This is a genomic window from Anaerorhabdus furcosa (assembly GCF_900167375.1).
GTDB classification, from domain to species: Bacteria; Bacillota_I; Bacilli_A; order Erysipelotrichales; family Erysipelotrichaceae; genus Anaerorhabdus; species Anaerorhabdus furcosa.
This window is the reverse complement of record NZ_FUWY01000003.1, coordinates 67,584-83,390: the sequence shown is the minus strand read 5'-3', so window position 1 is coordinate 83,390 and position 15,807 is coordinate 67,584. Positions and strand designations below refer to the sequence as shown.

The window sequence follows — 15,807 nt, the reverse complement described above, 5'->3', positions numbered from 1 at the left end:
GGAGAAAAAATGAAAAAATCGGGAATATTAATGCCAATAGCTTCACTACCATCAAGTTATGGTATAGGAGATTTTGGGCCAACTGCATATGAGTTTGTAACACTCGCTAAAAAAAGTGGATTAAAGTTGTGGCAAATCCTACCATTAAATATGCTTGGGTATGGTAATTCACCTTATCAATGTTACTCGTCAAAAGCAATGGATGAATTATATATTAGTCTAGATCTATTGGTTGAAGATGGATTGCTGAAGAAAGTAGAATCATTTCAAAGTGATAGTACATCGATTAATTATGAAGAAGTACGTAAATTTAAAAGTAAGTATTTGAAAGAAGCATATCATAGTTTTAAAGGAAATAAAGATTATGAGGAATTTCTAGCTAATAATAATTGGGTAAAACGATTTGGACTATTTATAACACTAAAAAAAGAAAATGGAATGAAGTGTTGGAATGAATGGGATGACGAGTTGATTGACCCGAATTTAGTATCAGAGATAGTGATAAGTAAATATAAAGAAGAAATTAATTATGAATGCTTTGTTCAATATATTCTATTAAGACAATGGAATAAGTTAAGAGAGTACGTGAATTCTCAAGGATTAGAAATCATGGGTGACATTCCATTCTATGTGGGGCTTGATAGTGATGATGTCTGGAGCAATCAAAATCAATTCTTATTAGATACTGAGGGTAAACCTACTTTTGTTGCAGGAGTACCTCCTGATTACTTTAGTGAAGTGGGTCAGCGTTGGGGTAATCCAATCTATAATTGGGATTTGATGAAAGAAGAAGACTTTGCATTTTGGATGGATCGTTTGGAATATACATCAAAACTATTTGATGTAGTCCGTATTGATCATTTTAGAGCGTTTGATACTTATTGGAAAATACCATCAAGTTGTCCTACTGCAATTGAAGGAGAATGGATCGAAGCACCAGGATATCAATTCTTTGATACTTTGTATAAAAAATACCCAGATATGAAAATTATTGCAGAAGATTTAGGATTAATGCGTCCTGAAGTCTATACATTAAGAGATTCATATAATTTGATGGGAATGCGTATTGTTCAATATTCATGGAATCCAAGACATATGGATAAGGATAGAGAAAATTTATTAATCTATACTGGGACACATGATAATGAACCTATGAGATCGTGGTATTCTAACTTATCTCGTGATGAAAAGTTAATGTCACAACGATATTTAAAAAGACATGGATATCGACAACCGGTTATTGTAGATAGTTTGATTCAATATACATTATGTTCTAATGCAAGAATTGCGATCATTTCTATGGTTGATATATTGAACTGTAAGACTGATTGTCGTATCAATGCACCTGGAACGGTGGGGTCACCAAACTGGGAATGGAAACTAAAAGATTTCACAGAATTTAAAAAATCATGTCATAAATTAAAGCGAATGATAAATAATGCAATGAGATAGTGTGGGGAGACTCACACTTTTTAATTGACATGAAAAATGATTATAGGGTAAACTAGACGTACGTACGACCGGAGGAATAAATATGAAGTATCTAGGATTAGAAGAAAATGAGTTAAGAGAAAAAGGTGGGTTCTTTGCTGCATCTGAAATAGAAAGACAACCGTTATTGTGGAGTGAATTAATTCAAACTGTTAAAAGTAAACAAAACGAGATAGAAACATTTTTTAATCAATTAGATTTAAAGAATACAAAAATATACTTAGTAGGTGCAGGTAGTTCAGCATTAGCTGCAAGTATTGTAGAGAATACATTGAAGAAAAAATTAAAATTAGATGTAGAAACTGTATACTCTACAAAATTAATTCTTCAGCCAGAAGTGTATTTTGATATTGATAAACCAATCTTAATGGTTTCATTTGGAAGTAGTGGTAGTACACCTGAAAGTGTTGAAGCGGTACGACTTGCACAAAGTATGTGCAAAGATTTGAAACAAATGTTTGTGTTGTGTGTGGACACAGGAATCCTTGTTAAGGAATATATGACAAGTGATACACTATTTATTCCATTACCAAACAATACCAAGGGAAAAAGCTTTGCAGCTACTGCAGAATTTACTTGCCTAATACTACAAGCGTTAGCAATATTTGATATAAAGAATATTGATGAATATGCCATATTTTGTGAATATGCACAGATAGAGGCAAGGAATATCTTTGAAAATAAAATGGATATGATTAAAGAAATTGCAGGATTAGATACGATTTCAATGACATCAGTTGGTAGTTTGGAGTATGAGCATCTTGCAGCTGAATCAGCGTTAAAAGCAGTTGAATTAACAGGTGGGAAATTCTTAAGTAATTTTAATTCTTCCATTGAATATCGTCATGGTCCTAAATTAATCATGAATTCGCCAGTATTGTGTATGCATTATTTATATCCTGATTTCTTTATATCGAATTATGATATTGATATGATGAATGAAGTAGCAACAGATAACTTAAAAGGAACGGTTGTTGGAGTTGGGTTTCATACACCGGAAGAGTGTCATGTACAAACAAAGTATTACTTCCAGTTAAAACAAAACAAGGTAATTGGACACAATCCAGCTTTAGGTACTTTATTGTATGCACTAATTATGCAATCATTAATCGTTCATATATCTCTTAAACATGGAGTTAAGGCAGATTGGCCATCAACTGATGATCAGGTACCAAAAGTAGCGAATCGTGTTAAAATTTATAAATAGAATTGTATAGGAGGCAAGAATATGAAAATAGATAAACGTCCTCGATATGTAGTTGTTATGGAAGCGGTGCAAAATTACATCATGAAACATCACTTAGCAGTAGGTGATAAAATACCTGCAGAGCCAGAATGGATGGAAGAATTTCATGTAAGTCGTGCTACAGTAAGACAAGCCATGCAAGAATTAGAAAATGCAGGGATTATTGAGAAGAAACATGGTATTGGTACATTTGTTGCGGAAGAAAAGATGAGCATACAAATGGAAGGGTTCTTTAGTTTTAGTGAGGAAGCTAGAAAAGTATCAAATGATGTTTACACTAAGATACTAAAATTTAAAAGAACACTGAATGCACCTAAAAAAGTAACAGAACTCTTTGGTACGAGTGATGTTATCGAACTAGAACGTTTACGCTATATTGATAATGAACCTACATTATTGGAACTAACCTATATCCCAGGAAATATAGTAAAAGGTAGACTTCCAAAAGAATTTGAATTTGAAAGTTTATATGATTACTTAAAATCACTAGGAATAAGTCATCTAAGTGGAAGTGAAAAGTTAACACCTCATCTTCCTACAAGTCATGAAGCAAGTAAACTTCAGATTGACAAGCAAAGTTTACTTCTACAGTTTACTCGAATCTTATCGGAAGAAAAACCAATTGAATATACAATAACAATTCTTAAACCAGGTAAAATTGGAATAGAAACTAAAATTGAAAGAAAGTTATGAATATGAATTATTGTTAATTATCAACAAAATTATAACGCAAAAAGTAAAACTCTATTGGATCAAATGATAATGATAGCATTAAACATCTTATTTCTAACTTCAAAAAGACAATCACCTTTATATTTATTAGTGATATTCTTAATTGTTTGGATTCCAAAACCATGGTATTCGCTTTGCTGGATAGAAGGTTGATTGATGATGTCCTCTTTATCAATGGAATTTGATATTTTGATTTTTAATGCTGAAGTATAGTTGATATCTACATATATTTTTTTATCTTTACCAATATGAGTGATAGCGTTATCCAAAAGATTTGAAAGCAGAAGAAACAAGTCATCATCACCGATATGTATTTTTTTAGAAACATTGATGTTACATACAATATCAATGTTTCTGCTGAATGCTTCAAAATATTTGATATTTAAAACATTATTTAGAATAGAGTTAGAAGTTTCGAAAGGAATAAAAATATCATTAATCTGATCTGTATATTTTTGTACAAGAGATGTAAGGAGTGGATCATTAATAGAATCAATATCTTTTCGAGACATCAGTGCGAGAATATGCTTTAAATCGTGTCGTATAGATAAAAGTTCAGTCTGTGAATTTTGAATCTTCTTTGATAAAGCTATCTGATTATTGAGTAGTTGCTTGTCAAATTCGCTCTTAAGAAGATTACTACGATAGATACTAATGCGATAAAACAATGTACATGTAAGAAGTACAAATAGAACTAAACTAAAGATAGACAATATTGTATTAACATCATTGATGAGATTGGAAGCTAATAAGGTTTCAAAAGTTACAAATATTAAGCGTATTGAGATGAATAAAATAAAGAGATAAATATATTCAATATTTGAAAGAGTATCTTTAAATGAGTTAAAAAATTTGATAGATAGATAAGAAAACAATAAAAATAAAGATTCGGCTAGAATACTTAGCACTATTTTGTTGTTTAGCATTAACTCTACATAATCAAAGCGACCCAATGTTAATATACTAACAGTTATTAATAGTGTTGAATAAATGCTAGCGATAAGTAGCGTTGAATAGGTACCAAGTGCTAATATTTTGAATATTGAATCTTTTGATATTATCTTAAGATATATAACAATTAGGACAAGATCGAAAATGAACAGATAACTTTCAAATCTCTGATATTGATTAATCGCAGTTATAAGTGTTGTACTACAAAATAAATAGATAGAAGCTGGTATGAATATATTTGTATCTTTTCGATTAACTAATGAGGTTATAAGGAAAAGTAATATAGAGGATTCAATAAAATTAAGTAATATATCAAAATAAGACATAAAATCACCTTCTTGCAAGATATTGCAAAAATTCTTTTTTTGCTAAGGAATATCTTGATTTTGTAATAGGTAATTCCACTTTGGATTTTAATACAACTGCATTTTCATTGATAGATTCAATATGAGAAGCATTTATATAGAAAGAATAGTGAGTTTGAATAAAATTATCATTATTAATATCAGAAATAACTTTTTTCATTGTTTTTCTTTCTTTAAGTTTTTCGCCATTTGAAAGATGTATATATAAGTCATTAAGATTAACTTCAAAGTATTCAATATCATAATAATAAATTGTTTTGAGTAGGCCATTACTGTTGTATGAATATTCTGTATACTTGTCATTTAAGATAGTTATGCATTTTTCTATTGCGTGATTAAAATCATCTATTAAATTACTTTTTCTTATAAAGAAACTTGTTTCTAGTCGCAAAGATTCAAAAACAAGATTGGCATGTTGTGAACAAAAAATAATAATAGCTCTAGGATTATTTCTTTTAATTTTTTCAGCTAATTCAAATCCATTTATTGAAGGCATGTCAATATCTAAAATATATAGCAATCCATTTGTCTCTAATAATTCTTCATATTGTATATCAGAGAAAGAAACATAATCAAAATTAACTGATGAGTCATTAGAATAGGCATCTAAGTTCATCGTCAAAGAATTAATATCTGATAGGTTATCATCAATAATGATTGTTTTTATGTTCATTTTGTATTATCCTTTGTAATATTTTGAATTCATATGTAAAATCATTAGCATAGAAGTATAAATAAGTGTGATGCTTATTACTTTGAAATATTCAAAATTTATTCCTACTGAAATTATATATAAAATCAATAGAAATAACAAAGAAAACCGTATTTTATCTTTGTTTCTATATTTTTCGATGATTGTTAGTGGAGCATAAATATGCTCCACTGGTGCGTATTTGAAAATTATCAGAGTAGCAATCATCGTTAAAGGTATGTTGATAATTGGATTTAATAGCGGTGAATTGAGTGTAAGTATAAAACTTATGAATAACAAATTATATAAAGCAAAACAACCTAATTTTGTTGAAGCATGAAAACCACCTGCATGAATTCTTAGGTTGCTAAAAATTATAATATACAGTATTCCAATTAAAAGTTTATTGAAAAGAAATGCTAGAATTAAAACGGATAAAAATCCCAAACCATCATAAAATATGATATTTATACCGTGAAGGAAAATAGCTATCAAGTCTTCGTCATAATTTAATCTTTTTTCTATTAATTTTTTCATAATAAAAACCTCTTTGAAATATAATAGAATATTTTAAGTGATGAGAATAGTCCATCGTGATAAAGTTGTGTAAATCTGTGATATTTAAAATATCACAGATTTAACTATGAATATCACAATCACATTGAAGTAAAGATGGAAATGAAATATAGTTTTATTAATAGGGAGGTACAAGAAAATGAAAATTTTAGATTTGTTGATAACACAGATTATTAGAATCGCAAAATCAAGTTTATTGTCAACTTCAAGATCTAATATTTATCAAAGTGACTGTCGGGAATTAAAGAAAAAAGCAATGAAAATATAATTTTCATGATTAAATTTGAATTGCTTTACTTAAATTTTTTAAAAAAAGGAGGAAGAGAAATTACAACTGCTCAAAACAAAGTAAATGAGTATAGAAGATTTCTTTATACGTATACATATGAAACATACTAAGAAATTAATTGTTGCTACTTTAGCAGTTTTAATGTTAGCTGGATGTTCAAAAGAAAAGAAAAAAATGGAGTTTAATGAATATGATAATCATGAATTGATAGTGCGTTATTCTGAATTGCTTGATGACAATGAAGATATAAGAGGATTAATTCAAGAAAATCTAGTTTCAAATCAATATACATATGAATATGATAGTCATGAAAATGACATGAATAAGTTATCTGTTTCGGATAAAGATAAGGGTTTATTGGCTAATCTAGGAGAATCTTCTACTTGTCAAAATATTGTCTATGATAATGAAAATTCGATTTCATGCATACAACCAATGAGTAAAGAAAAAATCGAAGCTATGATTCCTGATTTTCCAGAGAAAGAAATGATTTTGAGTTCGATTGATCAACTAAATACTGAAATTAAATTTAGTTATTCATTAAATGAAAGTATGACACATAATGTTCATATAGAAATTATGGCAAAAGGTTCTAATGAAGAAGTATCAACATGTTTTGATAAAATTGTAAAAAGTCTGTCAAAGTATGAGAATATACAATCAAAAGATAATCATATCCAATTAGATACAAATGAAATTGATATGGATATAACTGTAGACGATGATGTATTGATATATAACGTTGATATAACAAAATTATCCTAATTAATTGCGAATGAATCAGTGAAAATAATAGGATTGTTGAATTGCCAGTATTGAATTTTGTTACCTAAAAATCTATCTAATTTAGTATAGCGTATTAGAGATAGATTTTGTCCAATATTTGGGTAAAGCGTTGAGACTATTAATGCTTTACTTTTTATATATTTCTTTGGAAAACACATGATATGCAGGTGAGAGAAAAAAACATATAGGTGAAATAAAAACAATACGTTTTATGTATGGGAAATTATTTTCATAAAAAACCTTTCTTGAAATGAAGGTGATTCTATAATTTTATAATCCAAATATGGAAACGACGGTAATAGATTGAGAACTAGGTACGAAAGTTAACAAAATCATGCGAGCTAGTTTTTTTAATATGCGAAGACAAAGATAAAATAATGAATATAAATTACCTATGGTGAGATTTGTAGGCGATAAAAAAACAGTAGCTTATCAAATTCTTGCAACTATCTGTTCTTTTTTAGAATACTTTTGATTCAATACTAAGACTTTTATTTAGAGTATTTTCATGCAAAAAATCATCTTGTTTTTTGTTTTTGTTAATTGCGAATGGAATATGTACAAATTCTTAATATCAAATAAATTTAAAGCTTGTAAGAGTGAAATTACTCCTCGTTATTTATTTGTTTAATGACTTTGCATGGATTTCCTACCGCAAGAGAATTGGGTGGGATATTTTTTGTAACGATGCTACCAGTTCCAATAACACTACCTTTACCAATAGTAATACCAGGAAGTATCGCAACATTGCCACCAATCCAGCAATCATCTTCAATCGTTATTGGGGAGGCTTGTTCAACTCCAGCATTTCGCTCTTTTGCAGTTACTGGATGAAATGCAGTATAGATACCAACATTGGGACCAATAAAAACGTGATCGCCGATAGTTACAGGGCAACAATCCAAGATTGTGCAATGATGATTAATGAAAACTGATTCACCTAAATGGATATTATAACCATAATCACAATAAAAAGGTGCCTCAATTGATAGTGTGGTACTGTTTGTATGAAAAAGTTCTTGAAGTGTTTGTAGCTGTTCTTTACGTTTTGAAGGCTGTGTATGATTGAACCTAAAACATAAGTCTTTGGCAGTATCTCGGTCTTGAAGTAGTTCATCTACTCCTGCATCATAGGTTAAACCTAGGATCATCTTTTCTTTTTCAGTCATAACTATTTCTCCGTATATTTTTTTAATTTATATATTTTGATTATCAATTCTGTAAAGTTTTGCTAAACCTTTCCAGGTGTTTACTGAAACTTCATCTTGAGTGGATTCTAATATCATCTCATTTAGAAATGTTCTCATATCATGCAAAACTTGTCCATAAAGAGTAATTGTATCTGATACTTTTGTAAGACTGTATAAAACAATGATATCTTTCCTATGCTTTTTGATATGTTTTGTTAGCCCAACTTCTCCAGACTTATTTCGATTGCTTAGTTCACACCATGCTTTTGCTTTAAAAGGGATAAGGTGGTACTCATCAAGCAGAGAAATTCCAGAAATAACTCGAACTCCCTGTTTCATGAAGTTATAATAATCATCGTCTAGCAAAATTGCAGATAAGCTTGATATATCATCGGCTATATGTAAAGGCAATAAGTGAGAACCTTCGAATAATGGAAGTTCTCCAGGTTTGCGAGCAAATAATTCAATCATTATTGGGAAATCAGGTTTTAAAGGTTTTTCAAATCGATAAAAGTTACGATGATCTGTACTTTTTGATATATTGGAATATTCACCAAGGTTAATGAAATCCCAAAAATGTTTAGCAAAAGCAGTACTTAAATTTTCTACAAGTAAAACAACATCAATATCTTTGGTAGCTCGAAAATTTAATCCAACATTTTCAACTAACAATGAACAAGCTGTTCCACCAATAATTACATAATGATCTTCAAATCCTTTAAAATGTGCTCGAAAGTTTTCTAATCCAATCATTTTCTACCTCTCTATAAGTTCTTCTAGTTCAATTTCTATTCTTTCATCATGACAATCTTTTAACTGTGCATACAAAGAATACTTATCCACATTCTTGCCATCTTTACTTAAAAGTAAAGGATTGTATTTCCATAATTCAATTGTATAGCAGTTCAAATTTTCAGCAATTTCTGCGTCAAATATTTGCTCTTTTCTCAAGAAAAAATTGTTCTTTTTGTCAATAGCATAAATTTCTTTGCTTGGTGGATTCATCATCGTTAAATTGGCAAGTGCACTTTCGTTTGAATAGAGTAAATCGTTAAATTTATTTATGTGTTCAACGTGAAATTTCTTGAATACAGGATTAATCAAGTACACTTTTCCAATTTGCCAAAAATCCTTCTTGTTAATTATTTGGTAGGTTTTTTTTGTATTGAATCCTTTTTCATTTAATAACTTCAAACTATGTAAATCTCGAAGTCCACGACTTATTGTCATAGCAGTTAAATGTAATTTTTTCTGTAATTCAGCACTGTTTACTTCAGTGTGATCTTGATACATAAGTGATATGAATATCAACTGTGCCGATGGAGTAAATTTATCAACACTAGAGTTATTAAATTTAATTGTATCATCCAATAATAAATAAACTGTGGGTAAATATATTTGCTTATTTAGATCAATAAATGGAATATTATGGGCTATCATATTATTCCTTGTTTCTCTCCGGACATTATTTACAACTAAAACCGCTTTGCACTTAGTAATCGACTCTATTTGAATAAATTGCTTTTTAATTCTATCAATAATTATTTTATTACTTTTTAAAAACAATAAAAGATACTTTTCATTTCGTAATATACATTGATAAAAATCAAAAAAATTCAAGAGATATTGTGGAAAACAATCTAAATTATCTATCTTTTTTATATTGATTTTCTCTTTGAATACTTCACATAAATATTGTTCTAATTCCATAATGCAACCTCACTATAACATTGTAAAATTATTATAACATCATTAATGTTATAATGCAATTGCAAATGTTATAAAGAAAATGATTATGTTATCATATATTGATTTGAAATAGATGTTTTACTTACTATGAAAATAGATTAGTAAATAACAGATGATAATAACTATTTAAAACTTCAAATTGGCATTAAAGTTAAATGATTATAACAGAGAGAGCAGTCATTTATTGATAAATATTGCAATTTTCATTATCTGTTCACAAAAACAAGCCCAATTTTTGTTGGAAATATGCTAGAATGAAAGTAACTTAACAGGAGGTTAATTATGAAACTTATATTAGCGATTGTTTCAAATGATGATAGTTCTAGCGTATCTTCAGCATTAACAAAAGAAAATTATTCAGTTACTCGTTTAGCAACGACAGGGGGATTCCTTCGTGCAGGAAATACTACAATTATTGTAGGTACTGAAAACGATAAGGTGGAAAAAGCCATTGAAATTATTGGTAACGAAAGTAAACGTCGTACTGAAATCGTTCCATCAACAGCATCATATGATATCGGACGTTATGCTTCATTCCCAGTTGAAGTTCAAGTGGGTGGAGCTACAATCTTCGTAGTCGATGTTGAACAATTTGTAAAACTATAGTGATCAATAAGAAAACGAGTGAAAACTCGTTTTTGTTTTGTTTAAGCGAATTTAATGTGTTTGATAAAAATCCTCATTAATCAAATAGGTTTATCATGTATAATGAAAACAAGTTTATAAAATATACTGTAGGAGGATGTTTGTGAAAAATGTTAGGAAGAGAATAATCGTTGTCTTCTATGCAATTGTTAAATCTGAAAAAAGCATGACCACTTCTGAATTGGCGGAGATTTGTAATGTAAGTGCAAGAACAATAAAAAAAGATATGGAAGAGTTAAGACACTATGCTAAATCTGTTGGTTGCACAATTCATGTCAAAAAAGGAAAGGGTATCTCTGTAGAAATTAATGACGTTGAAAAGTATGAAGATACCAAGCAATCATTGGATATTCAGTTTGCAAGTGTTGATTATAAACAAAGTCTAGTAAAAGCTAGATTAAATCAATTAGCAAGACTACTTATAATTCAAAATGATTATATTAAATTGGATGATTTGGCTGAACAACTGTATTTGTCTAGAAGTTCTATAAAGGCAGAGTTAAAAGAGTTAAGAAGTTTTTTTAACTCATTTCATATTGAGTTATCCTCTAAACCAGGAAGTGGAGTATATCCAGTGGGGACTGAATTAAGTAAAAGGTTATGTATGATAGAACTTTATGAAATACACTATCCCAACGCAATCAGCAATATAGATTGTGATGAGTTTACGAAGTACTTTGAAGATAAAAATGATGATAAAGCTCAAATAAGAAAAGAATTTCTTACAGTATTAAGAAATTCAGAGAATAGCTTGCTAGATATTCTTGGCAATAGAATGGTAAATTATTTACTTCTGACGAGAAATAGAATCCAATTGAAGCATAATATTGAAATTGGTAGTATGTATCTTAATTTATTACGTAATTTTAGGGAATATAAACTTGCAAGTGATATTCTAAAGGCACTCAGTAAATTTGAAGGGTTTAATATTACTGAAGAAGAAATAATAGGATTGGAATTGTTGTTACTCAATTGGGGAGATATCGATTATCGTGTTGATATAAAGAGTTTATATCCTACATTCTATACAGATGCAAAAGAGTTAACATATTCTATGTTCAAATTAATTGAAAAGAAAGAAAATATTAACTTTTATGGTGTTGAAAACAGTGAAGAAGAAATGATTGCTGCACTTATACCAATTGTTAGCCAAATATTCTTTAATTGCAGTCACTACAGTATTACTGGAAAACATATAAATGATAATGGAATAAGAAGTTCTCCCTTAGCGATAAGGTTTGCACAAGAATCTGCAAAAATGATTGAAGATAGATTTTCATGTAAAATTACAGATCATGATATTAATACAATTGCAGTACGGTATTATTCATTTTTAGATCGAATTGATTATAGTTATGTCAAACGACGTTTAATTATATTCTGCCGCAATGGATTTGAAGGTGCAAGAATATTAAGGGATAAGATATTAAGAAGATATAATCCGAAATGGTTTGAAAAACTTGAAATATATGAATTTTACGAAGTAAGAAAATTAAATATGGAAGATTATGATTATGTAATTATGGATTATGATGAATATGCATATCATTATTCATTACCTTTTTTTCAAATGTCGCAAATACCAACAGAAGAACAAATGACAGAATTTTACAATCGAGTAATCTTGAGTGGATTTGATTTAGAGAAGTTGTATATCAAAAGCTCACTTAATAAAGGAAAGTATTATAAAGACTTCTTTTACGAGACAAAGAAAAGTTTCATTAATTTCTTGAGCTATAAGCTTTGCAGTGAAATGGAGAAAATAAAAAGATTAGAAACCTTTATTGCAAAATATACAGATATCCACATTCATAATGAAGTGCTAACATTATTTATTCCTCGAGATGTTCTTGATGATAATTTATTTGAGGTATATAAGTTAGAGAGAAAATCGATTTGGGAAGAAAGGCTAGTGGAGTATATTGTGGTTGTAGCAATAGATTATCAAAATAGTTTAGAACTTTGTCGTTTTGTTGAAAGAGCAACATCGATATTAACTATTAACCCAAAAAATATTGATTCTCTAATAGCTGAAGGAAATGAATCGAATTACTTTCTTGAATTGCTTATTCGCAATATAAAGGCGGGGTAGTTAGCAAAGTGCACTTATGAAAGTGCACTTTTAATTTGTTCACTTTATAACATGAAAATTTAAGAATAGTAGTATTTTATAAAACAAATATAATCGAACTATAGATAAGCGTGACAACGCAGAAAGGGGAATTATATTTATGATACAAAGTGGTTTACTTTGTGCATTAGCATGGCTATTGGTGAATGGTATTGACCGTTTATTATCGTGGCAAACATGTACAAGACCAATTGTTACTGCAACAGTTACAGGATTTTTATTAGGTGATTTACAAACCGGAATAATCATGGGGGCATCGTTGGAAGCAATTTTTATGGGAATATCTGCAATTGGAGGGTCAATTCCTGCGGATGCATGTGCAAGTAGTATTGTTGCGGTTGCCTTCACTGTTCTAGTGGGAGCTGATGTAGAAACTGGATTAGCACTTGCAATACCAATTGGTACAATTATGGCATCTGTAAATGAAATTATGAAACCATTTCTTGCATCTTTTGCACCATATTGGGAAAGACTTTGTGCTACTGGAAATGCAAAAAGTTTGAAGATACAGCTTACTTTCTTTGGTCTTTTTGTAGATCGTATGGCACAAGCAGTAATTCTATTTCTAGCAATTGCATTTGGAGTTGAAGGATTACAAGCGTTCATAGCGTCTCTACCTGCATGGATTATGTCAGGTTTAGGTGCCGCAAGTGCAATGATGACAGGGATTGGGTTTGCAATTTTAACATCAATGATTTGGAATAAAGAAATTGGAGTATTTTTCTTTGCTGGGTTTGTGTTAGCAAAATACATGGCACTACCAACATTAGCAATCGCAATATTAGCGTTTACTGTAGCAGTGATGTACTTCTTAACACAAAAACAAATTGTAGAATTAAAAAAGAATGGAACTAAACTAGCATCTACAGATAATGAAACGGAGGATTTCTTTTAATGGCTAAAATAGAATACTCAAATCAAGAGAAAAAAACTTTAAGAAAAATGTTTTGGAATTCAGGATATGTATTTGCAGGATTTAATATGGTTAAAATGGAAGGTAATGCTTTTGCACTAACTATGGCTCCAGTTTTGGAGGAACTTTATACAAATGAGGATGAACGTAAAGCAGCTTTAAAAAGACATAATGGTTTCTTCAACACACATGCTGTTATGTTTGCGCTAATTGCAGGAATCACATACGCTCTTGAAAAAGAAAAGAAAACAAAAAATTCAGTTGATGATGATACAATCGAAAGCATTAAGGCAGCTTTAATGGGACCAACTGCAGGAATTGGGGATGCATTCTTCTTTAACTGTTTGCGTATTATAGCAGCAGGTATAGGTATAGGCTTTTGTTCTCAAGGGAATATACTTGGTGTGGTTATGTTTATTCTTATTTACGGATTCTCACAAATTATCGCTAGATGGTATTTGTTAAGAGCAGGATATACATTTGGAACAACATTCATTGATTCCGTTTTTGAATCTGGATTAATGGAACCATTAACTAAAGCAGCAGGAATTGTTGGATTAACAATGGTAGGTGCAATGGTTGCTACAATGGTTAATGTTAACTTAGCATGGACAATTAATGTGGGTGAAACATCTGTAGTTGTTTTAGATGTAGTAAATTCTATTATGCCAGGTATATTATCAATTGGACTTATCTTTGTACTTGTTAAATTAATTAAAAAAGGAGTAAAACCAATTACATTAGTATTTGGAATACTTATTATTACAATTGCATTAGCATTCTTTGGAATTTTCTAAATTTAAATAAAGAGGTTTGAAAAGACCTCTTTAACCTTAATAGAAAGGAACGTTATGAGGACAATAATTAAATCAAATGAAATATACACAGAAGGTGGAGTTTTAAACGGGTATATCATATTTGAAGATAATAAAATTATAGATATTACTGAAGAAGTACCTGTAGGAGAAATAATTGATTATTCAAAATATCGTGTTATTCCAGGAATAATCGATATTCATAATCATGGCTTTGGTGGGTGGTCAATGACTGATCCTGCAAACAAAGAAGACATTATTGGATTTTGTAAATCATTAGCTACAGTGGGTGTTACAGGCGTATTACCAACTGCTAAAGAAGAAGCATTTGTGGCAATACATGATGTGATGCAAAGCGATTATGAAGGAGCACGAATCCATGGAATCCATAGTGAGGGACCCTTTTGGGCAAGAGGTGGAGAAAATACAATTGGGATGACTTGGCCAACCCCTAGCTTAGAAGAAACAAAGCGTCTAGTTGAGTTAGCCAACGGATCTTTGAAAATGATGGCGATAGCACCAGAACTTGAAAATGCATATGATGTCATTAAATATTTACATAGTGAAAATATAAAAGTAGCGTGTTGTCATACGAAAGCTAAATCACAACAAATTCATGATGCTGAAAGAAAAGTTAAGTTAGATATTGCTACACACTTAGGAAATGGAATGCAGGGTATACATCACAGAGATGTAGGAGCTTTAGGAGCATTGTTATTAGAAAATAATATTCAATATGAGCTCATAGCAGACTTGAATCATGTATGTAGTGAAATGATGCAATTGATGTTTAAGTGTCAACCATATGATAAGTTTTGTTTGATATCAGATTCAAATTTCATGGCAGGATTACCTACGGGAAGATATATCCGATATGATCGCGAGATGTTTTCAGATGAAAAGGGATTGATTTTAAACTCAGATGGAAGAATTTGTGGAAGTGGGAAATGGGTGTTATCTAATATGGAAAAATTAGAAAAAATAGTAAAAGTTCCATTTGAAGAAATTGTCAAAATGGCATCATTAAATCCAGCTAAATTTTTGGGAATAAATCAAAACACAGGTTCGCTAACAATCGGAAAAGAAGCTGATATTGTGATTATTAATCATGACTATGAGGTATTAAGGACATATATTCAAGGAAAAATCGGATTTGATTCTGCAATCAATAAAAAAGAAGATTTCTATAATCATGAAGCAATGAAGAAAAAAATAGCTGAATTGTAATTAAGGTAAT

The 15,807-nt window shown here is 29.9% G+C and carries 16 protein-coding genes; 10 read left to right on the top strand and 6 right to left on the bottom strand.

Going from position 1 to position 15,807, the window contains the following annotated elements; translation table 11 throughout:
* Nucleotides 1-9: 9 nt before the first annotated feature.
* The 3 genes from malQ to B5D14_RS05905 all read left to right on the top strand — a co-directional run bounded on the left by malQ (nt 10) and on the right by B5D14_RS05905 (nt 3,430).
* Nucleotides 10-1,452, top strand: coding sequence for a 4-alpha-glucanotransferase (gene malQ / locus B5D14_RS05915; protein ID WP_078711674.1), 1,443 nt, complete (start codon nt 10-12; stop codon nt 1,450-1,452).
* Between the two features lie 82 nt (nt 1,453-1,534).
* On the top strand, nt 1,535-2,698 hold the full coding sequence (locus tag B5D14_RS05910) for an SIS domain-containing protein (protein ID WP_078711673.1): 1,164 nt from the start codon (nt 1,535-1,537) through the stop codon (nt 2,696-2,698).
* Nucleotides 2,699-2,719: 21 nt separating this feature from the next.
* Complete coding sequence (locus tag B5D14_RS05905) at nt 2,720-3,430, top strand: GntR family transcriptional regulator (RefSeq protein ID WP_078711672.1); 711 nt, start codon at nt 2,720-2,722, stop codon at nt 3,428-3,430.
* Between the two features lie 59 nt (nt 3,431-3,489).
* On the opposite strand, the gene B5D14_RS05900 is transcribed toward B5D14_RS05905, so the two are convergent.
* Genes B5D14_RS05900 through B5D14_RS05890 form a run of 3 tightly spaced genes read right to left on the bottom strand, consistent with a single transcriptional unit; the run spans nt 3,490 to nt 6,013 of the window.
* A complete protein-coding gene (locus tag B5D14_RS05900; RefSeq protein ID WP_078711671.1) occupies nt 3,490-4,746 on the bottom strand; it encodes a GHKL domain-containing protein in 1,257 nt (418 codons plus the stop codon).
* Between the two features lie 4 nt (nt 4,747-4,750).
* A complete protein-coding gene (locus B5D14_RS05895; protein WP_078711670.1) occupies nt 4,751-5,458 on the bottom strand; it encodes a LytR/AlgR family response regulator transcription factor in 708 nt (235 codons plus the stop codon).
* A 6-nt stretch (nt 5,459-5,464) separates the two neighbouring features.
* Nucleotides 5,465-6,013, bottom strand: a complete 549-nt coding sequence (locus B5D14_RS05890; protein WP_078711669.1) for an accessory gene regulator B family protein — start codon at nt 6,011-6,013, stop codon at nt 5,465-5,467.
* Between the two features lie 178 nt (nt 6,014-6,191).
* Here B5D14_RS05890 and B5D14_RS12360 point away from each other — a divergent pair, with 178 nt between their 5' ends.
* Nucleotides 6,192-6,320 (top strand): hypothetical protein, encoded by a 129-nt coding sequence (locus tag B5D14_RS12360; RefSeq protein ID WP_280940284.1) that lies wholly within the window; start codon nt 6,192-6,194, stop codon nt 6,318-6,320.
* A 117-nt stretch (nt 6,321-6,437) separates the two neighbouring features.
* Nucleotides 6,438-7,106, top strand: a complete 669-nt coding sequence (locus B5D14_RS05885) for a membrane lipoprotein lipid attachment site-containing protein (protein WP_143254401.1) — start codon at nt 6,438-6,440, stop codon at nt 7,104-7,106.
* A 626-nt stretch (nt 7,107-7,732) separates the two neighbouring features.
* Here B5D14_RS05885 and B5D14_RS05880 read toward each other — a convergent pair.
* Genes B5D14_RS05880 through B5D14_RS05870 form a run of 3 tightly spaced genes read right to left on the bottom strand, consistent with a single transcriptional unit; the run spans nt 7,733 to nt 10,027 of the window.
* A complete protein-coding gene (locus B5D14_RS05880; protein ID WP_078711667.1) occupies nt 7,733-8,296 on the bottom strand; it encodes a sugar O-acetyltransferase in 564 nt (187 codons plus the stop codon).
* A gap of 27 nt (nt 8,297-8,323) precedes the next feature.
* A complete protein-coding gene (locus tag B5D14_RS05875; protein WP_078711666.1) occupies nt 8,324-9,070 on the bottom strand; it encodes a nucleotidyl transferase AbiEii/AbiGii toxin family protein in 747 nt (248 codons plus the stop codon).
* Nucleotides 9,071-9,073: 3 nt separating this feature from the next.
* On the bottom strand, nt 9,074-10,027 hold the full coding sequence (locus B5D14_RS05870; protein ID WP_078711665.1) for a hypothetical protein: 954 nt from the start codon (nt 10,025-10,027) through the stop codon (nt 9,074-9,076).
* Between the two features lie 321 nt (nt 10,028-10,348).
* On the opposite strand from B5D14_RS05870, the gene B5D14_RS05865 reads away from it, so the two are divergent.
* From B5D14_RS05865 to B5D14_RS05845, 5 genes are all read left to right on the top strand, one after another.
* Nucleotides 10,349-10,672 carry a cyclic-di-AMP receptor gene (locus B5D14_RS05865; RefSeq protein WP_078711664.1) on the top strand — a complete coding sequence of 108 codons (324 nt, stop codon included), beginning with the start codon at nt 10,349-10,351 and terminating at the stop codon, nt 10,670-10,672.
* Between the two features lie 142 nt (nt 10,673-10,814).
* On the top strand, nt 10,815-12,803 hold the full coding sequence (locus B5D14_RS05860; protein ID WP_159443737.1) for a BglG family transcription antiterminator: 1,989 nt from the start codon (nt 10,815-10,817) through the stop codon (nt 12,801-12,803).
* Nucleotides 12,804-12,942: 139 nt separating this feature from the next.
* A complete protein-coding gene (locus tag B5D14_RS05855; RefSeq protein ID WP_078711662.1) occupies nt 12,943-13,737 on the top strand; it encodes a PTS mannose/fructose/sorbose/N-acetylgalactosamine transporter subunit IIC in 795 nt (264 codons plus the stop codon).
* Nucleotides 13,737-14,552, top strand: a complete 816-nt coding sequence (locus B5D14_RS05850) for a PTS system mannose/fructose/sorbose family transporter subunit IID (RefSeq protein WP_078711661.1) — start codon at nt 13,737-13,739, stop codon at nt 14,550-14,552. Before B5D14_RS05855 ends, B5D14_RS05850 begins: the two co-directional genes overlap by 1 nt.
* Nucleotides 14,553-14,606: 54 nt before the next feature.
* On the top strand, nt 14,607-15,797 hold the full coding sequence (locus B5D14_RS05845) for an N-acetylglucosamine-6-phosphate deacetylase (RefSeq protein WP_078711660.1): 1,191 nt from the start codon (nt 14,607-14,609) through the stop codon (nt 15,795-15,797).
* Nucleotides 15,798-15,807: the final 10 nt, after the last annotated feature.